This window comes from Pseudomonas sp. yb_2 (genome assembly GCF_043103905.1).
GTDB classification, from domain to species: Bacteria; Pseudomonadota; Gammaproteobacteria; order Pseudomonadales; family Pseudomonadaceae; genus Aquipseudomonas; species Aquipseudomonas alloputida.
In genome coordinates this window covers 23882-48891 of the sequence record NZ_JBICKH010000093.1, presented here as the reverse complement: position 1 = coordinate 48891, position 25010 = coordinate 23882, and the positions used below count along the sequence as shown (strand labels likewise).

At 53.5% G+C, this 25010-nt stretch carries 17 protein-coding genes and 2 pseudogenes; 7 read left to right on the top strand and 12 right to left on the bottom strand.

Annotation, left to right across the window (positions count from 1 at the left end; translation table 11 throughout):
* Positions 1–348: 348 nt before the first annotated feature.
* The gene (locus ACF8FB_RS26130) at positions 349–1761 is read left to right on the top strand and encodes a cytosine permease (protein ID WP_012051999.1); all 1413 of its coding nucleotides are present in this window, start codon (positions 349–351) and stop codon (positions 1759–1761) included.
* A gap of 244 nt (positions 1762–2005) precedes the next feature.
* Here the strand turns inward: ACF8FB_RS26130 and ACF8FB_RS26125 are convergent, their stop codons facing one another.
* Entirely contained in the window at positions 2006–2710 is a 705-nt protein-coding gene (locus ACF8FB_RS26125; RefSeq protein WP_392512474.1) for an NUDIX domain-containing protein, read from the bottom strand.
* 137 nt (positions 2711–2847) lie between these two features.
* On the opposite strand from ACF8FB_RS26125, the gene ACF8FB_RS26120 reads away from it, so the two are divergent.
* Entirely contained in the window at positions 2848–3498 is a 651-nt protein-coding gene (locus tag ACF8FB_RS26120; protein ID WP_392491181.1) for a nicotinamidase, read from the top strand.
* Positions 3495–4358, top strand: a pseudogene (pncB, locus tag ACF8FB_RS26115) (nicotinate phosphoribosyltransferase); the annotation flags it as partial. The gene ACF8FB_RS26120 and the pseudogene pncB, both read left to right, overlap by 4 nt.
* Positions 4359–5079: 721 nt before the next feature.
* Here the strand turns inward: pncB and gmtX are convergent.
* Genes gmtX through gmtY form a run of 3 tightly spaced genes read right to left on the bottom strand, consistent with a single transcriptional unit; the run spans position 5080 to position 10413 of the window.
* The gene (gene gmtX / locus ACF8FB_RS26110; protein ID WP_392512472.1) at positions 5080–5721 is read right to left on the bottom strand and encodes a gamma-mobile-trio protein GmtX; all 642 of its coding nucleotides are present in this window, start codon (positions 5719–5721) and stop codon (positions 5080–5082) included.
* Positions 5714–9028, bottom strand: a complete 3315-nt coding sequence (locus ACF8FB_RS26105; protein ID WP_392512470.1) for a VPA1269 family protein — start codon at positions 9026–9028, stop codon at positions 5714–5716. Before ACF8FB_RS26105 ends, gmtX begins: the two co-directional genes overlap by 8 nt.
* A complete protein-coding gene (gene gmtY, locus ACF8FB_RS26100) occupies positions 9025–10413 on the bottom strand; it encodes a gamma-mobile-trio recombinase GmtY (protein WP_392512468.1) in 1389 nt (462 codons plus the stop codon). The genes ACF8FB_RS26105 and gmtY overlap by 4 nt, the downstream gene beginning before the upstream one ends.
* Positions 10414–11465: 1052 nt before the next feature.
* Between gmtY and ACF8FB_RS26095 the strand changes: the two genes are divergently transcribed.
* The gene (locus ACF8FB_RS26095) at positions 11466–12590 is read left to right on the top strand and encodes an AAA family ATPase (RefSeq protein WP_392512466.1); all 1125 of its coding nucleotides are present in this window, start codon (positions 11466–11468) and stop codon (positions 12588–12590) included.
* Positions 12591–12685: 95 nt separating this feature from the next.
* Here ACF8FB_RS26095 and ACF8FB_RS26090 read toward each other — a convergent pair whose 3' ends face one another.
* The 3 genes from ACF8FB_RS26090 to ACF8FB_RS26080 all read right to left on the bottom strand — a co-directional run bounded on the left by ACF8FB_RS26090 (position 12686) and on the right by ACF8FB_RS26080 (position 15617).
* Positions 12686–12871, bottom strand: a complete 186-nt coding sequence (locus ACF8FB_RS26090) for a hypothetical protein (RefSeq protein WP_196172852.1) — start codon at positions 12869–12871, stop codon at positions 12686–12688.
* Positions 12872–12956: 85 nt separating this feature from the next.
* Positions 12957–14648 carry a DUF4041 domain-containing protein gene (locus ACF8FB_RS26085; RefSeq protein ID WP_392512464.1) on the bottom strand — a complete coding sequence of 564 codons (1692 nt, stop codon included), beginning with the start codon at positions 14646–14648 and terminating at the stop codon, positions 12957–12959.
* A gap of 186 nt (positions 14649–14834) precedes the next feature.
* Positions 14835–15617: a pentapeptide repeat-containing protein gene (locus ACF8FB_RS26080; protein ID WP_392512462.1), complete on the bottom strand. Its 783-nt coding sequence runs from the start codon at positions 15615–15617 to the stop codon at positions 14835–14837.
* Between the two features lie 423 nt (positions 15618–16040).
* Between ACF8FB_RS26080 and ACF8FB_RS26075 the strand changes: the two genes are divergently transcribed.
* Positions 16041–17363 carry a hypothetical protein gene (locus ACF8FB_RS26075; protein ID WP_392512461.1) on the top strand — a complete coding sequence of 441 codons (1323 nt, stop codon included), beginning with the start codon at positions 16041–16043 and terminating at the stop codon, positions 17361–17363.
* 52 nt (positions 17364–17415) lie between these two features.
* Here the strand turns inward: ACF8FB_RS26075 and ACF8FB_RS26070 are convergent, their stop codons facing one another.
* The gene (locus tag ACF8FB_RS26070; RefSeq protein WP_392512460.1) at positions 17416–17655 is read right to left on the bottom strand and encodes a hypothetical protein; all 240 of its coding nucleotides are present in this window, start codon (positions 17653–17655) and stop codon (positions 17416–17418) included.
* Positions 17656–18423: 768 nt separating this feature from the next.
* On the opposite strand from ACF8FB_RS26070, the gene ACF8FB_RS26065 reads away from it, so the two are divergent.
* Positions 18424–18819, top strand: coding sequence for a helix-turn-helix domain-containing protein (locus tag ACF8FB_RS26065; RefSeq protein WP_392512458.1), 396 nt, complete (start codon positions 18424–18426; stop codon positions 18817–18819).
* Between the two features lie 175 nt (positions 18820–18994).
* Complete coding sequence (locus ACF8FB_RS26060) at positions 18995–19942, top strand: hypothetical protein (RefSeq protein WP_392512457.1); 948 nt, start codon at positions 18995–18997, stop codon at positions 19940–19942.
* 409 nt (positions 19943–20351) lie between these two features.
* On the opposite strand, the gene drt2 is transcribed toward ACF8FB_RS26060, so the two are convergent.
* The 4 genes and pseudogenes from drt2 to ACF8FB_RS26040 form a co-directional block, all read right to left on the bottom strand.
* A complete protein-coding gene (drt2, locus tag ACF8FB_RS26055) occupies positions 20352–21629 on the bottom strand; it encodes an antiviral reverse transcriptase Drt2 (RefSeq protein ID WP_392512456.1) in 1278 nt (425 codons plus the stop codon).
* An 825-nt stretch (positions 21630–22454) separates the two neighbouring features.
* Positions 22455–22820, bottom strand: coding sequence for a histone-like nucleoid-structuring protein, MvaT/MvaU family (locus ACF8FB_RS26050; protein WP_392512454.1), 366 nt, complete (start codon positions 22818–22820; stop codon positions 22455–22457).
* 335 nt (positions 22821–23155) lie between these two features.
* The gene (locus ACF8FB_RS26045) at positions 23156–24073 is read right to left on the bottom strand and encodes a hypothetical protein (protein ID WP_392512452.1); all 918 of its coding nucleotides are present in this window, start codon (positions 24071–24073) and stop codon (positions 23156–23158) included.
* A pseudogene (locus ACF8FB_RS26040) lies at positions 24073–24398 on the bottom strand (hypothetical protein). The gene ACF8FB_RS26045 and the pseudogene ACF8FB_RS26040 overlap by 1 nt, the downstream one beginning before the upstream one ends.
* Positions 24399–25010 lie beyond the last annotated feature (612 nt).

Below are 25010 nucleotides of genomic sequence, written 5' to 3'. Positions count from 1 at the left end.
AGGTGACGTAGCCCGTCGCAGGAGCGGGTTTACCCGCGAAGAGGCCGGCCCAGGCAACCTTTCATCTGCCCTGAAAACGCGCACATCGCACCAACCCAGCCCACCGTGATCCGGGTTGCCAACCCGCCGCCCCTCTACCCCACGGCCTTCAGCCAGCTGGCACTCTCCTTGCTACCGTCACCCGCTTAAGCTTTTGTCAGCCTTAGTTTTTTTAACGCTTATGGGCACATATTTACTAATTTCTCGTTACCCCCGCGCCCCTCATCATCGCTCCAACAAGAACGCGTCGCCCACCGCCGGCACGCCCCCGGGCAGTTCCCAATGCCCTACCTTGCCTTGGAGTCAGTCATGACCAGTGCAGCCAATTCGGCACCCCTGATAGAAAAACACACGATCGGCTACGTGCCCCCGCAAGACCGCCATGGAAAGGTAAGGGATCTGTTCACACTCTGGTTCGGCGGCAACATCGCGCCGTTGCCCATCGTCACCGGCGCGCTGGGTGTGCAGCTGTTCCACCTGAACCTGGTATGGGGCATCGTCGCCATCCTTGTCGGCCACCTGGTCGGCGGGGTGCTGATGGCCCTGCACTCGGCCCAGGGCCCGCAAATGGGCATTCCGCAGATGATCCAGAGCCGCGCCCAGTTCGGCACCCTCGGCGCGCTGCTGGTGGTGGTGATCGCCGGCGTCATGTACATCGGCTTCTTCGCTTCCAACATCGTCCTTGCCGGCAAGTCACTGCATGGCGTGGTCGACGCCGTTCCGGTACCGGTGGGCATCGTCATCGGTGCGCTGGGTTCAGGCATCATCGGCATCATCGGCTACCGCTTCATCCACGTGCTCAATCGCATTGGCACCTGGGTACTGGGTATCGGTATCGTGGTTGGCTTCGGCTACATCTTCACCCATGTGCAGAGCGACGATTTCCTCACCCGCGGCGGCTTCAACCTGGCCGGCTGGCTGGCCACCGTGTCGCTGGCAGCGCTGTGGCAAATCGCCTTTGCGCCCTATGTGTCGGACTACTCGCGCTACCTGCCGGCAGATGTCAAAGTCAGCTCGACCTTCTGGACCACCTACCTGGGTTCGGCCCTGGGCTCAAGCCTGTCGTTCATCTTCGGCGCCGTGGCCGTGCTAGCGATCCCGGCCGGCATGGACACCATGGACGCGGTCAAGCTGGCCACCGGCACGCTCGGCCCGATCATGCTGGTGCTGTTCCTGCTCAGCGTGATCAGCCATAACGCCCTCAACCTGTATGGCGCGGTGCTGTCGATCATCACCCTGGTGCAAACGTTCGCCTACCGCTGGATCCCCACCGCCAAAAGCCGGGCAGTGCTGTCGCTGATCGTGCTGTCGGCCTGCTGCGTGGTAGCGGTGTTCGCTTCGGCAGACTTCATCGGCCACTTCGTTGACATGGTGCTGGTACTGCTGGTGGTGCTGGTGCCGTGGACGGCGATCAACCTGATCGACTTCTACGCCATTCACAAAGGTGACTACGACATCCAGTCGATCTTCCAGGTCGATGGTGGGATCTATGGGCGCTACAACCCGCAGGCCCTGATCGCCTACGCTGTGGGTATCGTGGTGCAGATACCGTTCATGAACACCCCGCTGTACGTCGGGCCGATTTCCGAGCACATCAACGGGGCTGACCTGTCGTGGCTGGTAGGGTTGGCGATCACCTCGCCGCTGTACTGGTGGCTGGCGAGCCGAGACAGTGCCTACCGTCGTCGGCAGACCAGCGCCAAGCTGGCAGCAGTGGCTTGATCGGTACTGGCCTTTCGCAGCAAAAGATGAAACGGCCGGGTGCAGGAGCCCGAACGCCTGGCCGAGACCTTTGCAGCTCGACCACGACCAACAGAAGCTGTGTTAATCGCGCTGGCGACCATCCTTGCGGCAGCGCGCAGGACACCAGTTGGACAAGGTCATACGAGTCGCTGCGCGCTCGCGGTCTTGAAAATGGCACTTTTTATAAGGTTCATTGCTTGAATCAGCAAACGTGCTGGCGCTATCAGCTCCCCTCCGGCAGCAGACTGCGATCAAACATGAATGGCCGTTCGCCCTGCGGCGTGTACTGATACAACTGCTGCGGCCGGCCCAATTTGGGCTGGTTTTTCTCCCCGGTGTCACTCACCCACCCCAGCTCGCGCAAGCGCTCCAGGCGTTTGCGCAACGAGGTGCCGTTCACTGCCTGCCCCAGGCACGCCTGCACCGCCCCCAACGCATCGAACACAGTGAATTTCTCCGCCAGCAGGTACAGCGGCAGGCTGCTATACACGGTCTTCGCCGCAAGCCGCTCGCGAGCGCGCTCTATCAGCAGGTTGTGATCGAACGGCAACAGCACCTTGCGCGCCAACACGCGTTCCAAGTCGAAAAATGCCAATTGCTCGCCTTCGACTACCTGCCCCGGGTCTAGCAAGGCCAGGTAATAAGTACTGAGCGACCAACCACGTGGATCGCGAAAAGCATTGCCCTCGGTGCCAACCTGTTCCATGTAGCATGGCGCAACCTGGGTTTTCTCATGCAGCGCTCGCTCGGCAGCAGCTTCCAGACTGGTATCGGGGGTGCGGCCATTGACGATAACCCCGGGCAAAGCCCACTGGCCGGCGTGAGGTTCACGTTCACGGCGGTGCAACAACACTTGCAGATGCTGCGCACTCGGGGCCAGACGCAAGGCGACGATATCGACACTGGCCAAAACTTCGACTGTACTCACCGGAAACTCCCACTTTAGTTACGCGATAATCCACCAGAGCATATAAGTAAAGCAACCATAAATTCTGCAATAAAAGCGACTTGACACACATAATACACCAGGTGAATTATATAGGCATTCCAGCAAGGAGAACCGCCATGAAGATCGCCAGTTTCGATGTCGACGCGCAGAACGGTTTCACCAGCAACGCGGCGCAGGAGCTGCCCGTACCCGAAGGCGATGAAATTGCCCCCGACCTGAACGCCATGGCCCTGCGTGCCGACCTGCGCCTGGGCAGCAAGGACGCCCACCCGGCCAATGCTGCCTGGGTGGTTGCCGACCCCGCGCACATGCTGCGGCCCCTGCAACTGACCAACGCCGACCTCACCTGGGTCAGCCACTGCGTCCCAGGCACCCTGGGCTTCGAGCTGCTACCCGGCCTGCCCGCCCCGATCGATTACGACTATTTCGTGTGGAAGGGTGTCGAACCCGACCTGCACCCCTACGGCGCCTGCTACCACGACCTGGCCGAGCGCCGTTCTACCGGTGTGATCGAGTACCTAAAGGTGCAGCAAGTAGACGCGGTGATCGTCGGTGGCCTGGCCTTGGACTACTGCGTCAAGACCACCGCCCGCCAGCTGCGCCAGGCGGGCTTCCAGGTGTTGCTTTACCTGCCGGCCTGCCGCGCACTCACCCAGGCAGGTGCCATCGAAGCCTGTGGCGCCTTGGCGGCGGAGGGTGTGATCCTTTGCGGTGATGAAGCGGCGCTCGACCACCAGCTTGCCCTGATCAAGGAAAAACGCCCATGAGCGAGAGTGTTTTCGGACCACGCATCATCCAGAACCTGCTGGACACCGACTTCTACAAAATCACCATGATGCAGGCGGTGCTGCACAACTACCCCAATGCCGAAGTGGAATGGGAGTTCCGTTGCCGCAATGGGGAGGACCTGTCCCCTTACCTGGCAGAGATCCGCTACCAGATAGAGCAACTGGCCGAGGTCACGGTCACGCACGATCAATTGGCCTATCTGGAGAAGTTCCCGTTTCTGAAACCCGACTTCATCCGCTTTCTCAACCTGTTCCGTTTCAACTTGCGCTATGTCCAGGTTGGCCTGGATGACGCCGGGCAACTGGCTATCCGGGTGCGTGGGCCGTGGCTGCACGTGATCCTTTATGAAATTCCGCTGCTGGCGATCATCAGCGAGGTGCGCAACCGCTATCGTTATCGCCAGGTGGTGATCGAGCAGGTCGGCGAGCGCCTTTATCAAAAGCTCGACTGGCTGAAGGCCGAGGCCAGTGCCGATGAGCTGGCCGGTTTCCAACTGGCCGACTTCGGTACCCGACGGCGCTTCTCCTACCGGGTGCAGGAAGAGGTGGTGCACATCCTCAAGCATGATTTTCCCGGACGATTCGTCGGTACCAGCAATGTGCACCTGGCGCGCGAATTTGAGATCAAACCGCTTGGAACCATGGCGCACGAATGGTTCATGGCCCACCAGCAGCTCGGCCCGCGCCTGGTCGATAGCCAGGCTGCTGCGCTGGAATGCTGGGTGCGGGAGTATAGGGGGTTGTTGGGTATCGCCTTGACAGACTGTATCACCATGGACGCCTTCCTGGCTGATTTCGACTTGTACTTCACCAAGCTGTTCGATGGCCTCCGGCACGATTAGTTATCCCTAGCTACAGTCCCAGAAGTCCTCCTCCTCCCCCCTCCTCCTTCCCCTCCCCAATATCCATTGAAAGCTTCCCATCAGTTGCAGATTTGGTGCGATCCTTCATAACTGGTCAGCGCCGCACCCAAGCTAAACGTATCTTCCAGAACACGCAGAGTGCCGCAGCTCAGCGCGCTATGAATAGGTCGTATTCCTCATCCACCTTGTGACCCTCGGCTAAGCGCTGGCACCCAAGATGAGCATCAGAGGAGAAGTTGATAATCGACTCTGAAGCTGTTCCAGGCGTCCAGAGCTTGGGTGCGCATTTACGAACGACATGGCTCTCACCAAGGCTAACAACCTGGCTCCGAAGCGTCAGAGAGAAGGATGAGATGTGCTTGAGGCTATTATTGTGGGTCTGGTGGAAGTGAAGCCGGGTGACATGCCTTTTCGTAGGCTGTTTGAAAGCCTGAGGAGTGAACTGCATTGAGCAGACCTGCGCGTGCTGACGTAACGCTAAGCAGGCTCGCATCCTCGCCAAGAACACGGGTACCCGCCTAATACTGATCTTCAAGGTCGCACGCAGCCCCATTCAGCGTGCTGTCACAACCCGCTCGGGATAACCCCTAAAGCCCAGGTTTCGTAAACCTGAAATCCCTGTAGGCCGAATTTCAGTCAAAACCGAAATTCTCAACAACCGGAACCCGTGAGACCAAATTGAAGGCCCTGCATGCCCCTATGTCATATGGAGTGAGAGAATCTTCTCCACAGCATCGCGAAACCCAGGCTTGAAAATTCGTTTGCCTTTGATGTCTAGCACCTCTCCGCGATCACCAAAGGTATACCCGAGCTGTGCAAGCGCTTGAGAATCTATAGCGCCCTTTAGCGCATTGATTTCAGCATCATTCAAATTGAGATTTTCTAAGCAGAAGTTACCTTCCTCCTTAGCTCCCCCTAAGTATATTGGGGCATTGTGTGCATTCTCCTGCCTCGCAATCTTTGCCCGCAAAGTGTTCAATTGCTTAGCCAGCAAGGTGACACTCAAACGCAACACAGGATCTTCGATTGACGTTATCCAGTCACTCTTAACTGAGGCGGCTTTTACCTTGTGGTCTACCGAGAATAACCTCCATGCCTGGATCAACTCACGGTATTGCGTACCTGAATCATTCACAATGGTTTTTTCGCTGGGTACTGGGAGTCCTCGATCCCTACCAAGGGTTACGACTGCCTTGTATGTAAAGTCCTGGTGATGACGTTCGTGCAGCAGCTGACAGACCATATTAATGGCCGCAAGGCTCCTCTTGCGACGCGGATCACTGGCTTCATTAATCAGCCGTTCGTACGTATCATCCGGCGATAGCGCTTGATCAGGCACCTTGAACAGCCCTCTGATCTAGAGCCTGCAGCTTACTCTTATGCGGGCGTGCAAGAACTTCCTGTACCTGGCTAGAGATGCACTCCGCGCATGGTTCTTCAGCGTCTACATCGAGCAGCATAAGTTTACCTGTGAAGAGCTCGTCGATTCTATCCCATGACCCCAGTCGTTGAACCAACAGATTGGTCAACTCATTAGCGACCACGAGCTTCTGCTCATCAGTAAGCCTGAACATGCTTGCAGGCAACCCATTATTTTCAGCCATCCGATCAATTACCTGAGAGATCAATGGAATGGCACGAGAGGGATTGGAAAATTTATAGATTGTCGCATTCTGACAGATCTCAGCAAGCAAATGATATGACGACTCTGACTCCTGAAATGCAAGTCCAATTTCACGCACTTCACCAGAAGCAATCAATCTGACATTTCCACCACCGTTTTCTTCTCCATGGCTAATGAGTTTAAGACAACCTTGAACATGAGTATTGAGAGCAGCGTAGTCACGCAATAAAACTTCAAGTTTCCCAGCACTCAACTCCTGATTTGCCACAGCTTGCTTGCGTTCCAACTCACGCATAAACTGACCGCCATCGCGACAAGCATCGTAAAACTCCTGCTCCAGTTTATTCAATTCATCAGTGTAACGAACATAACGAGCGCTCTCGGCATTAATCTCAAGCGAGATCTCATTTGCTAGTGCAACCAACCCACCAAGAAACGGAACCCCCGTAATAAAAAATCTACAGCGAGTGCAATTTTTTTGACCTAAGTATCCTGCCTCCACAGGGCTGTAGTACTCTTCCTTCTGCCGCTCGACAATTACTTCTCCACCGATATGACAACCAGCAGCAGACATCGGGCAGATCCCGCAATCAAACACAACGCATGCCGTCTTAGGGACGCCAAATTCAAGAAGAGCACGATTCCCGTCAGTTGCAATCAACTGTCCTTTGACAGCAGAGAGCCCATTTAGCCTGATCGAGTTTAGTGTGCGTTCCGCCGAACGCTGCGCAGCTTGCTTCTCGACCTCACCCATAGGACGTCGGATCTGATCACCGTTCAACTTAGTGTAATATATGGTCATCACTAACGAAGCATGACCAACGAGCTTCGATATAAGATGAAGCGGCGCGTCCCCATCGGCAATATAAGCTGTAATTAAGCTCACGCGCAGACTGTGCGGCGTATACTTACTGGTATAGCGGCGCCTCCCACCTTCAAACGTAGCAAGATCCTCGGAATCCCGCTGAATTTTATAAAGAATCATAGGCAGCGTTAATGGAAAACATTTCTTAATATCTAACGGCTGACCAGACCCGTTAACACGAAACAAGAAGCATTGACTTTCGCGAGCCTCTAAAATGTTCTCATTGGTTTCAGCTGGAAGCTTGATATCAGTCCAGGCTGTTGGTTTAGAAATAGGATTATATTTGCGCTGCCAGTCTCGCAAGAGTATCAACCAATATGCCAAGTCATCAGGTATCCAGTCAACCTCATAACCGCCAACCTTCCTTCCCGTCTTATTGGTTGTCACATAGCACTTTAAGGCGCCGTGTTCTCCGTGCTGCAGTACACCTTGAGGACGGCGAGTCCGCCGCCTCTTAGATACTAGTTTGCTCTGATTTTTTTCCCAGAGAATAGCGCCATTGGCACCGAGAACTGCGATTTCTTGATCTGCTTCACCACTGTCGAGCCATAGTATTTGTTGACCACGCAACGGAAAACGTAACAGAGTGTAGAGTGCAACAAAACGCACCGGAGACCAGACTTGGCACTGCTGCACATAGCCAGAAGATCCATCATCATTCCGATAAAATTTAGAAATCTCGCGCCAAACGCAGTTTTCATCATTCTCGTCGACTACATTTCTATCGACATCAAGCCAGTCAGAGCTTGAGTCAAAGTCACCTTGCAAATGAGCCAAAGATTTTAAAGTAGGCCTTACTAATAAAGAGGCTTCGCAATTTGGCACCAGATAGTTCCGAGCTCTCAAAATATACTCATAGCCCAGTACTGGCTTGACTGACTGCGAAGGGCGCAAGCGCTCTAGCCCATCAAAGTATCCTGCCATGCCTATTAAAAGAGGGTTGCGAAACTCTGGAAGCACGACCCGCTCATCTCCCTCCTCGTCGGTACAATATTCGTGCAGCAACCACTCAAAAAATGTTACTAGGGCACCGTTATATGACTGTTTCGCTGTAGGTGCTAGCTCCTCAATCAAAGAACTATACAAGGACACGTCAAAGGAATTGCTTCTGTGCAGCACATACAAACTTTCATCAGGCAAGCCTAGCGGCTTAACATACCCATTTAAAAAGAATCTTAATGCTGTCCGCTTGATGGGTATTGAGGTTTGTGTCTTGATCCACCGCTCCGCATCCGCCAATATATTCGGATAGTCCAAGCTAAAATCTTCAGCTTTTCTAGTGCCAATAAATTCATACCAATCCACCCATCCAATACCCAAGTATACCCTCTCCGGAGCAGACGGAAGCCTTTTATCTTCGCGATAGCGAGCACAGTAATCATTGTTTGATCTAATATTAAGCTCTCGACATACGCGCTTAGCCTCATTATATGAATACCACGGAAAGCGTCTCTTCCCTAGATAATGATACCAATCTACCCAACCTCTGTCCGAATAAACCTCATGAGGAGCATACGGCAGGCCGGGATCCTCTTTATAGCGAATAAAGTATTCTGCAGTCTTAGTTATCTTCAAACGGCGGCATGCTGCCTGCGCTTCTTCGTAAGTATAGGTCGGCCCCTTTCTCTTATCAAAAAAGCTATACGAATCCACCCACCCTTCGTTTCTATACACAACCCAAGGAACTGAAGGGAGCAATGGATCTTCCCGATAGCGACTAACATATTCATTTATTGTTTTAATCTTAAGTTTTAAACATGCCGCCTTGGCTTCTTCGTAGGTATATCTCTTGACCCCGAGAAAAACATGCCAGCTACCTGGCCATCCTTTTTTTGCATAGGCACTAGATGGATCAGCAGGCAAACGGGGATCCTCTCCGCGGCGCCGCATGTAATCTCGACGCTTTTCTAAGCCCATTCTTAATACGGCAGCATGAGCTTCCTGATACGTGGGATATAGTGGAATACGCTTCCTTCTGCCTACAAACACAAACCAGTTAACCCATCCCTTATGTTGATAAAATATAGCTGGGGTAGAAGGCAGCATGGGATCTTCGCGATAACGAATGCGATATTGTTTTTGGTTTTTTATCCCTAGCCTAATGACTGCAGTCTCTGCCTCCTGGTATGAGTATGTATTAGTACGAGGAACTGTCATGACTCATCTCGACTAGTTAAGCATTGAAATACAGTGGGAAAATGCTTCTCGGAAAGTTTAGTCTCCAAATCTACCATTGATTTTCGGAAGTCTGAAGATGTTGGCTGCGTGTAAACATCACTCGACGAAATTGACGCATGATGCATAGCCGTTTTAATTGTTATCTTCGTGGCGCCTGCAGCAGCGAACCGCTGACCATACGCGTGCCGATGGCCATGAGGAGTCGTGCCCAACATCTTACCGGAAATCAGGCCTATCCTTTCTATAGCAAGTTTGTGTGCTTTTCGAAACATACGATGGGTGTAGGGCTGTCCATTTTTGTTCGTAAACGCATATGGATGTTCCACACCAGGCTGAGGCTTTACCCTTTGCATTAAGTGGTAATCCTGCCAGAGGCGGACAAAATGTTCTCCAGCCACAGTCGGAAAGAAGGTAACCCCGAAGCACTTGCGATGGGGATCGGTGATGAGGGGGTTTTTCCAACCTAGATAAAGTGGGTTTATTGCTTTCACAAGCCTGTTGCGAGGCTCCAGACCGTAACGGCGCTGCAAGTATGCCGCCCGAGAGGTTTTCATATCAGGTGCGAGCCCGGCCTCTGGGTGATAAATCCGTACGATAACCTCTCCACCCTCAACGGTTACATCATCGCTCCACAGAGAGAGAGCCTCGGATAAGCGCAAGCTCCCATAGTGCATCAAAATGGTGATCAGCACGTTACGAAGATCAATTTGGCCGCGCCCATCTCTTCGGCTCCGCCGAAAACCATTAATCAGCAATTCATCCCGCTTTTCCTCCGGAAACGCTTTGGCTGGAGTTTGATTTTCAGTAGGTAAATACTCGAAACGAACCTCTCTGGATTTATTAGACTCACCTCGATCTACGAATAGATGTGCGAGAAATGCCTTGTCTTTGCGTTGCGACCGGGCCGCCCAGTTCAGCCGTTGTTCATGACGAGTCGCCTCGCGCCAGGGATTGAGTTTTAGATTGGCGTCGTCATTAACTTTAGATAACCATTCTGTGAATTGGGTAATATGCCAAATTATCCATCGAGCATCATTTTGCCGGGGCTCCCAGCAAAGTCCGGAAGCGTCGCGGTGATCTTGGATCGTGCCTGTGTAGAGAGCATTAGCAAATGCCGTGAAAAGATCTTTCGGTCTTTTAAAGGCCCCATGATTGACGGCGACATAATCAAGAAGCAACTGAACTGCAAAAACACAATTATCTTTCCACGTATGGCTTTTACGCTGCCTAAGGTAAAGATAACGAACCAATTGATGCAGCACTCCTTGGTCAGTGACAATGATCGGAAGCACCACTCTTAGCTTCGTAGAGTCACCGACAACTGGTCTATATTCACGATGCGAGTATTCAAAAAATATCGCCATGAGAGTCGCCCTCCGTATTTCTATGTTCGAAGAACTAGTCCCTCGTGAAGAACTGACCACCAACAAATAGAGCAACATACAGATAGCCCAGCACTCCGAACATCGTGCAGATATAAATGAGCTATGCCCCCCAGCTTATTCAAGACACCAACCAAGATCGACATCCAATATTCGAGCAAAGCAACAGACGGCACAGAGCCCGCGCTAAATGACACTATTAAAAGGCCAAGCGGCACAGGTAACTATCACTCTAGAAGACGCAATCACACCATCTGCATTTCGCTTATCGTAGCGGAGAGACCTCAACTAATCCACCGCATCAGCCACCATTAAACCCTCACGACCCTCGCCAAGTTCTCAATATATATAATAAGATTACCCTACATGTCAGCTGTACTGCCCACGCATCAATGAGTTACATCTAATCGGTCACCCAACTGTACTGGTCACAAAGCGACGTTCATTCGACGAATGGCTCAGGATGATCCAGACACCCAAGCACCTGAACGACAAGCCGCGACTCCGGCGTGCCAGGAGCGTGTATAGAGTCTGCACCTTTTTTTTGGAGCGAACCTGTTCGTTGGCCTAATTCCTGGAGCCCGCACACCTAGGCCTCACCGGCTACCGAGGCGACATCCACGCCTCATGCTTTCGTCATCCGTCACAAGGTGCCCTGATGCTGTGAAGCGACACTCGCGCTGGGAACACGCCTTCTGCTTTAGATCGTAAACGCTCTACTTCGTATGCTGGGTGCTAGGTTGCCTGCGCCTGAGTGCGCCGATCGCCTGGGTCATCAGCCGGTTGCAGGGTTCTATGGCAACCTCATAATCACGCTCCTTGAGCAGCGTGCTCTGCTTGGCTTTGACGTGGCACTGAGCCTTATTGCAAGCACGAGAGGTTATAGAGCGCGCCGAACCATGCCGAAGAGAGCTAGGGAAATGGTCTTCCGTAGCCGTCCTTGACGGAGATTCGAGCGGAGCAATGCTCATAATTTCTTCGCACCCATGCTTTGGGTAACCTTTTGGCATAGCTGATCTGACAGGTGATCCAGGATGAACAACAAAGAGCGCAAGCAGCTTAGAAATGCACGCCTTGAAGCAAATATCAGCGTGACGGTTGCCGCGAAGCTGGCTCAGGTAGAGCCCCGCACGTGGCGGGCGTGGGAGACGGGGGAAGACAATGAGACCGCCCGATCGCCTTCACCGGCTGCACTGTGGTGTTTTTTTGCGCGCTCAGGGCTGAAGATGCCAAGCTTCGATTCAGCAGGAAAACTGCCACCGCGCGGCGAGGCCTTCTCAATCTCAACACTGAAGGGTGGAGTCGGTAAAACGCCGATTACGTTAAATGTTGCAGCTTGCCTCGCCGAGCAAAATTTTAGGGTGGCGATCGTCACCAACGATGCTTTCTACCAACGCGCTCTGGATGACGGCATGAAGCCGTCACTTGGTAGCTTGGTCAGTCAGGTTCACTACTACGAAACACACGATCTCATCTGTTTCCCTGGGGAGGTCAGGCAACAGCGTAAGGCCATGCGCGAGCTCCTCGCCAGTTTACCTCCCCACGAAGCGGAGATTTATGCGCACTCGCTGCAGAGAGAGAGAAAGGCTCTGGAGCGAAAAGAGCGTGCGACCGAGACGCTGGAGGAACTGATTGCCCGTTACGACTACGTGCTGTTCGACCTCAACTACGCGTCAGAGATAGTTCGTCGGCACGCCAGCCTCGTTGCCGTGATCGTCGACACCTACTGTTGGATGTCTGTGCGTGCCGCTGAAAAATATGTCGCTGCGCTCCGGGAAATCAAGTGCCGAGAAGCTATGCCAAGTCTCTTTGGCTTGTTAACCAACTGCGACGTCGGTGGCGTGAGTCATGAGCTGGAAGAGTTCATCGGTGACTACGTTGAGATCAACGAGGAAGAACGTCAGAGGTTGGTCGATGCAAGGCACCGCTTTTGCGAGCACCGAGAACGCGTACTTGAAATGATCGATGCGCTTGATTTCCCACAGCTCAGTACAGAGCTGTCCGGTGCGCATCGCATCGCCAACGAAAGGAATGAACTCGCGCATGAGAGCCCGCTGCACTTCTGCTATTTCGACTCGATCATGGACTATGCACCTAAGTCCCATGCTGCCAGAGAGATACGGCGGCTGACCAACGAGCTCATTCACTGGCGCCTTTGAAAAGAATGCGGCATAGACAAATCTGAGGTTTAGACGTGAGTACTTCCAATTCAGCTTCACGCGGCTCCTCAGCGCCAAGGTCTCTGCCCTACTTATCAATCGAGCGAGCGCATCTCACCGATTGCCCGAGCGATGCAGTAAGGGATCACGGCGCAGGCGAGCCCAATGGCTGCCGAAGCGGCTTCTTGCGGAGCCCCATTTGCAGCATGGATACCAACAATCGCAAACAGCCCGCCGAAGAGCGACATGATGATGGTGACAACCCAGAAAAACTTAGCCACTTACAACTCCTGTAGATAGGGGCCAAACCAGCGGCATCGCCAGTTCGGCTTTCTTGGAAAACTGATTCACACAATCGAAGAGCGCTTAAGCAGAGGCCAAGGCCTCTTCTTCCGACTGCTCGATGGCTTCCTCCACCTCAAGCTGATGGCGCGTCCACTCAGCAGCGATGGCAGGGTTCTCGATGATCTGCTGCTCGATGCGCAGGGTCTCTTTGAACTCAAGGGCCTTGGCGCTCATTGTCCATTGCGTTTCAACGCCCAGCTGTTCGAGCTCCGCGCGGATGGCAGGAAGGCCGATACGGAAGAACTCCTTGCGCGGGTTGACCTTGTTCACCTGCTCTCGAAGGAAGTGACGATGGAGCTGCTTCTCCAGTCCAGGGGCGTCGTCACTGAAGATCATCGCGTGAACGTCGAACTCAAACGGCACGCTTGCATCACCCAGCTCACGCACCCGATCCAGCGGTTCGAGTCGGCGGGTCATGCCGATCTTGAAGACCTCCTCACCGAACGAACCGATATTGGAGATGACGTAAACATGGCCCGCTCGCGTCTGTTGAGCCATGGAAATCGCGCGCTGGTTCTTGTCCTCGGCGGCTTGCAGTTGCTCTTGCAGAAGCGCCAGGCGCGCTTCGAACTCGGCTCGCTCAGCAGCACTAGCTGCAGCAACTTGCTCCTGGGCTTTTTCCAACGCCTTGCGCAATGTGGCCTCTTCTTTGGCGGCCTCCTTGATCGCTCGCTCGAACTCACGACGCGCCTTCTCTTCCTCGCGAATTTGTTCGCGCAGTTGGCGTTGTTCCTCGCGCTCCTGGTCTTTGAGCAGCTTCGCCGTTACCGCCCATCGCAGCTCTTCCAGGCGGGAGTTCATGTATTCCTCGGCGATCCGCGCATTGCGGAATGAAGCACCATTGAGGTTGACCAGGGCCGCAGCGTCGCGAATCTCTTGCTCAAGCTTGCCGTGGTTATCGGATTTGGAGCGGGAGAGGATGGAGTCGACCTTGCCATTGAAGGCATCCACCACGAATCGCACTGCAGTGTCGCGACGGTTTGCTTCCACATAATCACATGTCGCAGCCCTACCCGCCTTGACCATGAAGCGCGTGTAGTCCCGGGCGGCCTTGAGTTTCTGGCCAGCTTCGGTAAAACCAAACTCTTCTGCGAGGTCATCCAGGAGGTTGTAGGTCGGCACGATGTACGCGTCGCCGTAGCCCTCCACCACGTTCTTCATGGCCTGGGCTGCATCAGTGAAATGCTTGGCTTTGCCCATTGCAGCCAGGGCATCCCCTGCCACCTGCTCAGCACGCGCTTGAGCATCGGCAACAATCTTCGCGGCATCTGCAACGGCTTGCTGCAACCGGGTCTCGGCTTGGTTCACCCTGGACTGGGCGTGATTCAAGATCTGATCCCGCTCCAGCTTCGTTTTGCTTAGGATCTGAGACCTTTCCGCTTCTGCATTTAGAATGGCTTGCTTGAGACGACTTTCAGCTTCCTGCACCTTTGCCTGGGCTTGCTGCAGGAGCTGGCTCCGTTCCGATCGAGCTTCCCCCAGGATCCTCGCAGCTTCTGCTTCGGCATCGAGGACGCTCCTGAAACGCTCAAGCTCAATGAGCGTCTGATCAAGTTTCGACTTGAACGACTCTGATTCTTCCTCGGTGAGCTTGAGATCGTTCTGCCTGGCCGCCAACTCTGCTCTCAGTTGGTCGATTTGGCCCTTGGCCCTGATGCTTTGAACGAAGAATGCGAGGGCAGTTATCCCTGCAACTATTGCTAGAAGCTCCATGCGCAGCTATCCATGTCCGTGACGAAACGTGGATCCTACATTGCCAGCATGGCTATCCGCCACCATCCTCGCTTGCAATCCTTCGCACCCTCGCACTCTCTTGATAGAAGGGCTCAAAAAAGGAGCCACATCTCGGGATACGGAGCTTCCCTGCTCCGTACTCCTCGGACGGTTCGCTCTACTGAGTTAGCAAGGCATCATCCAAGAATCCGTGTCCACATCCCCTGTCACAACGGGCCCCCTGGCTCCAGTGAAACGGCAGCTTGTGATGGTTGTATTTCGCAGATCGGCATTGGTCAGATTGGCCATGAAGAAATCCGAGCCACGCAGATACGCCAGCCGCAGGTCTGCGCCCTCCAGGTTCGCCTTTGCGAATTTGGCCTCAAAGATGTTCGCCCCAGGAAGGATGGTTGGATCCACGTAGAGCGAAATGAATTTGCAACGCCGTAGATCCGCTCCCTCGTAGGAAGAGCAGTAACTGCCCCAGACGCCCCACATCACGCTGTCAGGTGCGTAGAGGCCATCCAGGCAGAACATGACAGGGCCGGTGCGCTCCAACACGTACCTGAGCACCATGTTGCTGAAGTCAAAACGCTCGAAAGTCACATGATGGTGCGTAGCGGCCTCTGAAACGCTGATGGCGTTCTTGCCTGCATCGACCAACGCAGCCAGCTGCCGCTCGAAGACCAGCGGCTCGTACATGAAATTGACAGGCGCAGGCCAAAGCTTTTGCTTCACGTTGAAATCGCAAAAGCGCTCGAAGAGCCTACTCTCCCGGGAAACCTCGTTGTAATCCAATTTGAGATCACGAGCGACCAGCTGAAGCCAGTGGCTGTGTTTCAGAGGCCCCTGCCCATAGTGAGCCAGTAAGCCCAGAGCTTCAGGCGTTTCGGGGAGTTTGGGGTCGCGCTGGCGACACTTTGCCAAATGGCGCAGGTGCTGCAGGAGAGGAGAAGTCGAGCTTTTCATGGTGGCCAATCCTTCAGGTAAGCAGTGTCCTAGTCCCTGCTATAAAAGAATGGCTAAAGAAGGGTGAAGCATCACAGCAACGGTACGATTGTTTTACAGAACTAGGACTGACGGCAGCCGCTCTACCGATGGCTGAATGTGCCCTTCCAATGGCGAGCTGTCAAGACGGACTGCACAGCAGGCTTTAGTACACACGCTTGCGTGCCAACCCACCAGAAGGGAAAAACCAAAAGTCACAATATCTTTGGTTTGCACGCTTTCCTAGGTGTCGAGTTTTGCATAAATTGGGGGGTGTTTTGATCGTTCGCTGGACGAAATGCTGACGACGCGGATACGCCGGAAGGTGGGGCTTCCAGGCAATCCAGAGCCGACAGCACGCCACTGAAGACTGTCTCACCATCAACTCATTTAGGTTGCTTTTACATGGCAGTAAAGCTTGAGTTTCTGACTACAGATCCGGAAGAGATCGAACTGGCCAACCGCTACTGGGCAATGAACGAGCACGGGGAATTCTTGGAAGTTCTGAAAGAGCTTCTCCCGTTTCGAGAGCTTAAGCAGCCCGCGCAACTGGCTAAGTACGTCCGTAAAATATGCATCGCACACGACCTGAACCACGCTTGCAAGTGTGGCAACCTGATGCGGGCAGATGGGCGTTCGGACGTAAAAAAGGTACCCCGCCAGTCCCACTACCCTTGTGAGCTATGCGTTCAGGCGCAGCAGCGGGAGCAGCAAGCTCGCGCGGCTGCCGAAAAGGCCGAGCTGGACGTGCAACTGGCCTCGCACATCGATTGGATGAAACGTAAAACCATCGTCTATCTGGAACTCGAAGACGATGTGGTACTGCTGCTACGTGCATTGTTTGACGCTGTGGGGCCGCGACTTTGGAACGGCAGCTTCACCCATGAGACTTGCTCGGGCCTGACGCCCTACAACCCTGGTGACTTCATCAACGGGCTGTACGGAAAAGGTGTGCTAGGCGACATACCAGAAGGGACTCGCCCCAACACCTATTTCCTTCACGAGGGAAGACTGCGCATCAGGCTGAACCAAGCAAAACTGTTCCTACCGCCAGATGCTGACATGGGCTGCGGTGAGGAAATTTTCGACTTGATGATGGATCGTCAATTCACTAACTCCGAGGCATTGACCAACCTATGGCTCGATTATGCGTGTGACGATGTCACCTGGTACCTGATGGATCAGTGCGACCTTCACAATCGGGAAATTCTCCCTGAGGATTTCGTCAAAATCCAAGACGTCATCCGCCATGGGTTGCGCACGCATAGCGTCGCTCAAATGTGGTACATCATGTGGAAGGTGGCACGTGATGCAGCAGCATTATCCACACGGTCTTATTACACCGATCACCGAGCTACGGCCACTATTCCTGGCAAGATTCGGAAACAGCTGGAGATCGCTGAGAAGAAAGGCGAGCTGAGGAGCGACTGGAATCGACAGCAGGCCCACATCGCTGGCACGTTGGGCATGGTATTTAATGAACACTTCGGGATCAATGAGTACTCCAGTGGCGCAGCTGTCCTGAAGATGTTTGAACGACTGAGCGGCCGATCTGAATCGGCAGGCGGATTCGAAGGCATCGCAACGGCATTCATGAGAGATACGTTGGACTTGAACACGTCGCTGCCCGCCTTGGAGGCATTCGCCGAAATGATCCGGTCGGGCCTGACAACGGGAGATGCGCTCATCGAGACGGTTCAACGTAATCCCGAGCTCTTTCATAGCTAAGGAAGCGCCGGCATCAATTGATAGGTTGTCATAAACCCTGCCATTGCCCCCCCTAGAGAAGCCCCCTGGAAGGGGGCATTGGCGCTAAAGCAACGTGTCGAAGCGGCGCCCAAGCATCCGCTGCTGAAATTCGTTTACCGTCCTGAACAGCGCCTCGGCTTCCAGCCATGCGCTCGACGTCTTCATCGGGTAGCTTGGCCTGCTGAGCTTCGTAGTAGCGCTTCATCGCATCAAGGGCCTGGGTCATGAGCGGGTTGCCCGGTTCCAGGATGGCAAAAATGTTCTTATTCATCATTTTTCCTTCGATCCCAGTATCAGCTTCACGTAAAGCGATTGTCACGTGAGCCAGAGTCAATGCCCAGCCAACTTATCTGCTCGCGTCACTCGACGGTGAAGCCCACTTCAGCGTGCCGCTTTTATGCCACTGGGAGTGTTCCACGGTCGGTGATAGCCGTCCATGGGCGTCCTTCTCGCAGGCATACGACACCGGATTGATGGCTCTAAGCCTTGCCTGGTCGTCTGCGTTTGACAGCGCCAGCTGCCTGCCCCTCGTCGACAACCTCTTAAAACTGAGTTATGCAGCTTTCGCGCAATGCCATAGGTATCGTCAAGAAGAATGTCGCCCGAGTGCTCGTAAGGTATTGCCATCTCGATGCACTCTCCTAGGGTTCAAATCCCTAAGATTAGCGTTCCCTTACTAGACTGCGAACTACCCATCAGCCCAGCCCCGACACTGCTGCTCCAGCAGCCTTCCGCTGAAAGCCGAGCAAAGCGTTCATCTGCTCGGCGATGCCCACGTAATACTCATAGACAGGAAGGAGTACAAATGTTCTCCTTTCGATTTTAGCGGTATAGACTGTATGCACCAACAGTATTTGAATGCGTAGAGGCCCTCCGCATTCAGATACCTGGTAGCGCAGAGCCACAACTCCTTGAGTACGAAGTCATGTGATTGAGCGCTGCCTGGGCTAGCAAGCGCATGCGGGTACCACCTCGCAGAGCTTGGGTTGATACGCGGACATCTGAGGGCACGACATTTCTGTAAGCATAGGTACTGCACATGACGCTTAAAACGTCGTTCGCCACAGTCCTCAAGGCTATTCGAAGCAAGCGAAATATTTCGCAACGCGACTTCGGAGACACCAGTCGTACCTACCTTTCCAAGCTTGAAGGTGCCAAAAGCAGCATTACCCTGGACAAGCTTGAGCAGGTCAGTCAGCGATTGGGCCTATGCCCGCTGACATTGATGACGCTCACCCTGAGTGCGGAACTCGGAAAACCGGCAGTTGACCTCATCAACCACCTTCGTGCAGAGATCGAAGGTCTTGAGCGCGATGGAGGTTTGCCAGGACTGGAAATGGCGATGCGAGGCATTGCAGCCCCATCGCCTCGCAAGCAGCAGGCCATTCAAGCGTTAACAGCCCAACAAAGAGAGCTCAGTTTTACGACGCCCTGAGCTGAACATCCCCCACGGCGAAGCATTGGAAATGGCCTCTCGGCTGTCCGGCTACCAGAACTTCCAACATGCCAGGCGTGCATTGAAATCGTCCTCTGACGTAATGCCTCCATCACCAAAGATCAATCCCGAGCAGAACACCCCTTCTGAAATTTCACGCGCCAAAGGAGCACGTATGGGCATCAATATGAATACCGCAAATGACCAAAACGGCGTGGAGTGGAACGCTGATACCTATCAAAAGGGTATGGGCGCAGAACCCTTGAAGTGCTCTCATTGCAGTACGGCAGTTACCTTCAACATCCCACACACCCGGGAAATGTACGACAAACCCGTGCTGGTACCGGGGTATTTTCGGCTGTTGCCCAAAGGCGCGCATGCAGCGAATTGCCCATTCGGCGTGGATGACGAGGTCAATAAGCTCGCCAAGTCCTCCGAAGGCCTCATCGAGAGCATCCAGCAGGACAAGTATCGGATGCGTTTGGTCATGATCAAGGAAGCTCTTGAGGGCGGTACTCCGAAGAACCCAGAACCCAATGGTACAAGGGCGCAGACGGGGCGTACCTACACTTCAAACCCTGGATTGCTCCCCGCCTACATCAACTCAGCCTCGCGAGCACTGAAGCTTCGCGCCATGTGCGAAAGCAATCAAGACATCGAGCAGCACCTGGAGTTGATTTTTGAAGGCAACGTGAAGGTGAGTTGGGATCAATTTTACTTCGAGTCGGCCAGGCACATGGAGGCGTATCACGCGATCTCACAGAACAGCACCCAACACCCAATTGCACTGGAAGGCGAGGTAAAAAGCATTCGGACTGAGCTCAAAGGCGATGCGACAAAGAATGTGATGAACCTACAGATGAACCCGTTCCGCATTGATGGCGATGACGCTAATAATGGAATTGGATTAGAGGTCAGTGTATGGGCACCCCAAGGGGCCTGGTTCAGGGGGATAAACCCATGTGATGAGGTGGTGGTGCTAGGCATGTGGAAATGTAATCCGGGGTCAGCATCGCCGGCCCCCGTCCAGGGTGGCCGTTTCATGACGCTTACGAAACGCCGGCTAAGTCTGAACCTAGTCCTAAAAGCCCAGATCACGAAGGTCGAGCCTGCACTGACCTAAATGACCTCCTGCTGAACCAATACTGCAATGGGTGAGGCCCTTGGGCGTTACCCATTGCAAGGATTCAGGCAACTCCTCAGTTGACGAATCCCTAGTGGCTGTGCTGCCCAAAAGCCTTCTTTAAGTAGTTCCGGGGACAGGCTCACACCTTCGTTATGATGTAGACAACTCCAATCGGCATAACCACCCGCCCCTGCCCATCGGAACATCAACAATGCTGCTCGCGGGAGACTTCCAGTGGCTGCTCGATAGAGATGTGGAAGTAGCCCCCTTACCCTGCTGTGGGGAATCAAGCTCCTGAACTGTCATACTCGGGCATAGCTCTCTTTCATTGCTACCGCCCATGCTAGCCTGAAGCAACGCGCAGAGCCGCCTCGCGGTCATGGTGTCCGTCTGCACCAGCCTCTCGCTAGAGCGAAATTTCTGCCTGGATCTTCCTCCAGTGAGAGCGCAGTTGCTGGCGAATGGTTTTTGATTCCATGATTCTGGCGGCTCGGTAGCCGTAGGTAATGAAATTGCGTCGACCTAGGTGGGTGTAGCCGTTGTAGATCGACTTGAGAAAGAGATCGCGATCTGGCTCACCGCGCTTTCTGCGTAGTAAATTGATTCGATCTCTCGATTTCTTGGCCAACCTGATCTTAACCTTCATCTTCCGGTAGTAGCGTGTAAGCGATGCCGGGCGAATGAAAGTGCGCTCACCATCAAACATGAAACCAAGGTACTGAATCGCTTTCTTAGCGCTCAACTCTCCCCGGAAATTTCGGGTAAATTGCTGGATATCCGTTTTCTTATGTTGGATGTCCAAGCGAAGCTTTTTGATCTCGGTCTCAACGAAATTCTTTGCCTCTGCCTCCAGACTGATAGGGCAGATGACCATGATGTCATCGCAATAGCGGTAGTAGACAGACCCTGAGGCCGACAGGAACGCGCGCATGGCACGATCAAATTCTAGCATGTAGAAATTGGAAATGATGGCGCTGATTGGCGATCCTTGCGGGATACCAAAGGCATCAGGGTTCGAGGACACAAGCTTATCGCCCCGAATGAGTTTTCGAAATTCAGCCACCTCACATAAGCGGCTGTTCTGCACTGAAGGGTTGTGCACAGATACACCAAGCGCCTTGAATGCACTTTCCCGATCAACCCACGAGTGCCTTGTGATCGCTTTGAAGACCGCGTAGTGGTCGGCGGGTAGATCTGCCAGCCCTAAAACTTCCTTCCACGCTTTTTTGACTAAATTGTGATCTAGCCTGTCGAAAAATTTTTCAATGTCAAAGCAAAGGACACTGCAGTCCTTGCGTGACTTGATTTCCTCAAATGCCGCATGGGCATGGTGAATATTACTCTTGCCTTCAAGCGATCGGAAAGCCAAGACAGAGCTATCCAAGCCATAATCCGACAGCTTTATTTCGTAGGCTGCACTCAGAATTGAAGAGTAATACGCATAAATATGGGAATCCATGTGGGCCGCGTAGGAAATGTGGCGCTCCTTCTTCACATCCCGAAATACACTAGCTTCATCGTCGTACTTCGTTTTGACGGTCAGAGCGGAGTTTCGAATGAACGGAAAGAATGAATGCGTACGAACCTTCGCGGGATTACCGACGTATTCAGTTGCAGTTTTCTCTCCCAGGGGGCGATCAAAGTGAAGGTATCGCCTTGCTTTGTACCAGCTACTACTTGGCATGAATCCCTGTACCCAAACGTAAGCCAACCGGTGGGGCTAGGATGGCGGCAGTCCACAACTACCCCACCGGCTAATCTTAATGTTCCACACACTATCCACTCACGTAAACCAACCGGCTTACACCGACAGGTCACACGAACTAGGCCGCAACTGCTAGGGATGACTTATAATGTCAGGATCACGATGATAATTACGCTAGGAGGTGCTCAATGAAGAGATTCCGCACGGTCGCTCTCTGTCTCTGGCTGGCGTTAACGCCGCACAAATTAGAGATTGACAATCTGTGATTCACCTTGTGACCTAAATGCCACAAGCGGGTACAAATCTAGCAGACCATTTCAAATGGTACAAGTCTATCTCTACTCTATCGATTGCTAAATCTTCTCATTACACAAAAAATCTCACCCATAAGAATCAAAATACTGACGCCAATAAATCGACAACAGCAAATTGTTTAACCTCAACATCTTAGTTACCGCATCGACTCAGTAGAGACCTAGTATTCGCTTAACCAATTCAGCTCAGACACTCCCGTGCCCAAATCTTTGCAGACGAGCCTGCAAATTCATCCAAGGTTCCCTGTGTTAAACGTTGCGAGCGAGAACTGTCTCCAGAGCAGTGACCTCAAAGCCCTGAGTGTCGACTACCGAAGCGGGGATACTGGGCAATTTGGGCTCGCCCTGGAGACCGTTTGTGTGCTCGTTAATATAGAAAGCATTTCAAAGCCCATCATTGCGCTTGCACAATATGGTGCAGTTCGCTAAATCTCCCAATTTCATAAAAAAACGGCCCATTGGGCCGTTTTTCAGAAGTCATGAGCAATCCTCAGGAAACCCAAGACTCAACCTCTTCAGCGCCATACTGCTTCTTCCATGCCTTCAGACCGCTGTGGTTGCCGCCTTTGGTCTCAATGGTTTCGCCGTTATGCGGATTACGATAAGTTTTCACTTGCCGTGGACGACGCGCCTGTTTTTCAGCGACAACGGGAGCGCCAGCGCGTCGACCTGCTTGAGGATCGAGCAGGTTGATGACGTCACGCAGGCTGTAGCCATACTTGGCCAGCAAATCACGCAGTTTTGTCTCAAACTCGATTTCCTTCTGAAGCTCACTACTGCCCTTCATAGCCTCCAGCTCAGCCAACTGGGCTGCCAATTTTTGCTCAAGCTGACGAAACTCTGCCAAACGCGACATGTGCATACTCCGTAATGTGTAGATAGTCTTAAGAGAAGACTAGCGCAGTTGAAGTTCAAAACCAAATGAAAAATTCATGGCCACCAGTCCTCGACTTGCTTACTGCTGCGCCAGTATCCGTATTCTGAGCTCGGCAACTCCACGGACAAGTCAATAACTTTCGGGATATCTATTTTTAATGGATCAAGCAGCTCAACTTGTTGTCTAGCCCAGCTCACCCACATCGCCAATGCCATTTGAGTTGCTTCATCCTTAGACGAAGCTTCGACTGTCGCCTGGATGAATGCTCGCAACCGCTGAGCGCGCTCCCAGCTTTCCAGATTTCTCATCAGATTTTAACGCAGCTTGTCCAACCGACGCTGCTGGTCAATTCTCTCTGTGCGCACTCGCTCCTCCTCTGCCCATCGACGGCGACTAGCCTCTTCGGATGATCGTTGGGCTTTCACAGATAGAGCGATACGAGCGAAACCTGTGAGGATCTGACCGAGCTTCGACTCAAGCTTCCCTGTCTTGCTGTCAGTCCAAGTTTTTTGAATGAGAACCTCGGATCGTGCGTCGACGATGAGGGAAATTACACCAGTGGGCTCCCACCCAAAGCGAGCCGCTCTCATCGCGGCAACGTCAGGCCTCCATTGCTGCCCAGGCTTGAAAGGTTTCGAAGGAGGCGGTGGAATATCGAAGCGTCTTATCCGTTCCTGGATCGTGATCAGTAGCTCCTCCCCGTCGACTTGCACGAAGCTACCGTTACTACCAATACCCCAGGTGTACCCCGACGACTCACTAGCTTTGATCAAGCTGTCGTAGAGAAGCGCGCAGCGATCCACCTCATTCCGGGAGATGTGCGAGTTCAATACCTTTGTTTTGTCGAATACCAGTGCATTGTTGAGCTCTTTGGCCTTCCTCGCTGCACTTAGCCATTTTTTTACCAATGGATGGGGGTCAGATAACTCCGTTGGCACGATCAAGATTTTAGGGTCTTTGATCACATTTTCTGGCCTCAGCCTGGCAGCCTTCTCGACATTTAGAACGTGAAACGTGATTGGCGTGGTGGAGGCTGGGGGCTTTGGACGACGCGGGCGTTTTGAGACTGGCTTGGCCCAATGCCCCCGGGTAGGCAAAGTGATCCCCGCTTTGCGGCAGGCCTTCGACAAGCCCACATCCGAGACACCTATTTCCTTTGCGATGATGAGAACAGGTCGCTCCCACACCATTTCAAATAGCTGATGAGGTGTGAAGGTCTTTTCGACGTACATTACTCACCCTTTGTGGCATCCAAAGCGTTGTACCAATCAGCGTATGGCGAAAGGTCTACCCGACAGCGATTGTAGTCCGGGCTGCCGTCGTCCCACCAAACGGGCCCCGCTCGCCCAGACGCACTTTGGCAGCATTCACTCGCGCACGCGCAGATTTGAGCATGCTCGAATCCTCAGCGCGCTTGGCCTTTTTGACATCTCGTCGAGCATTCATCAGGTCATGTACAAGGCGTTGCCGCTCTTGCTCAGTCAGCGAAGGGTTCGTGCAGCGCCAGAGCTGACCTTTGACAACAAAATAGTGTCCGTCTGGTGTCGTTGGATGCATAGCGAAGATCTCGGGGGCGATACATGAAGGACACCGGAGTTGACTCAAAGGCTGCACGTAGGGGGGATAGATCGCCACATTGTCGGAACCGTCCTTCGTGGAGGCAGCGCAACCTGCCAGCTGGATGCACGAGGGGAGCAAGACAGCTTTCACTAGCGCCGTTGAGCACATTTGTACTCCGACCTCTTCCTGTCACTGCATACACTAACCACCCCTACCCTGCGTGTTTTCCGGCGCCCCTTTGACACAGGGTATTATCGATGGCTGATCACTGAGAGACACAGGCAGCGTATGACTGAACATAACCAGCACGACGTACCGTCAGGCGCTTTGACGGCGCGGGACGTCTGCCAAGTGTTGCGAGAGGCGGTGTTCGGGCGCCGGACAATGACGAAGGTAGGCCGCCTGTTCACAGAGCAGCTGTACGCCAGTCATTGCCAGGTCGATGTAGAGGGCTGGCTGATCACGATTTACAATGACGGAGATGAGCCGGACTACTGCGCGAGCTGTGAGAGTCCCGATGGTCAGCGCTGGGGGGTCGATCCAGGTAGTCGGGCGGATCCTGTTGCTCTGTTATCAACGTGGGAACATCAAACTCTGAAGCGGATGTTG

Bases quoted from the DNA above. Each gene is read 5' to 3' on its own strand.
- ACF8FB_RS26065 (WP_392512458.1), top strand. From the start codon at position 18,424: ATGACGCTTAAAACGTCGTTCGCCACAGTCCTCAAGGCTATTCGAAGC.
- ACF8FB_RS26075 (WP_392512461.1), top strand. From the start codon at position 16,041: ATGGCAGTAAAGCTTGAGTTTCTGACTACAGATCCGGAAGAGATCGAA.
- ACF8FB_RS26120 (WP_392491181.1), top strand. From the start codon at position 2,848: ATGAAGATCGCCAGTTTCGATGTCGACGCGCAGAACGGTTTCACCAGC.
- ACF8FB_RS26085 (WP_392512464.1), bottom strand. From the start codon at position 14,648: ATGGAGCTTCTAGCAATAGTTGCAGGGATAACTGCCCTCGCATTCTTC.
- ACF8FB_RS26130 (WP_012051999.1), top strand. From the start codon at position 349: ATGACCAGTGCAGCCAATTCGGCACCCCTGATAGAAAAACACACGATC.
- ACF8FB_RS26070 (WP_392512460.1), bottom strand. From the start codon at position 17,655: ATGAATAAGAACATTTTTGCCATCCTGGAACCGGGCAACCCGCTCATG.
- ACF8FB_RS26045 (WP_392512452.1), bottom strand. From the start codon at position 24,073: ATGTACGTCGAAAAGACCTTCACACCTCATCAGCTATTTGAAATGGTG.
- gmtY (WP_392512468.1), bottom strand. From the start codon at position 10,413: ATGGCGATATTTTTTGAATACTCGCATCGTGAATATAGACCAGTTGTC.
- drt2 (WP_392512456.1), bottom strand. From the start codon at position 21,629: ATGCCAAGTAGTAGCTGGTACAAAGCAAGGCGATACCTTCACTTTGAT.
- ACF8FB_RS26080 (WP_392512462.1), bottom strand. From the start codon at position 15,617: ATGAAAAGCTCGACTTCTCCTCTCCTGCAGCACCTGCGCCATTTGGCA.
- ACF8FB_RS26050 (WP_392512454.1), bottom strand. From the start codon at position 22,820: ATGTCGCGTTTGGCAGAGTTTCGTCAGCTTGAGCAAAAATTGGCAGCC.
- ACF8FB_RS26105 (WP_392512470.1), bottom strand. From the start codon at position 9,028: ATGACAGTTCCTCGTACTAATACATACTCATACCAGGAGGCAGAGACT.
- ACF8FB_RS26095 (WP_392512466.1), top strand. From the start codon at position 11,466: ATGAACAACAAAGAGCGCAAGCAGCTTAGAAATGCACGCCTTGAAGCA.
- ACF8FB_RS26060 (WP_392512457.1), top strand. From the start codon at position 18,995: ATGGGCATCAATATGAATACCGCAAATGACCAAAACGGCGTGGAGTGG.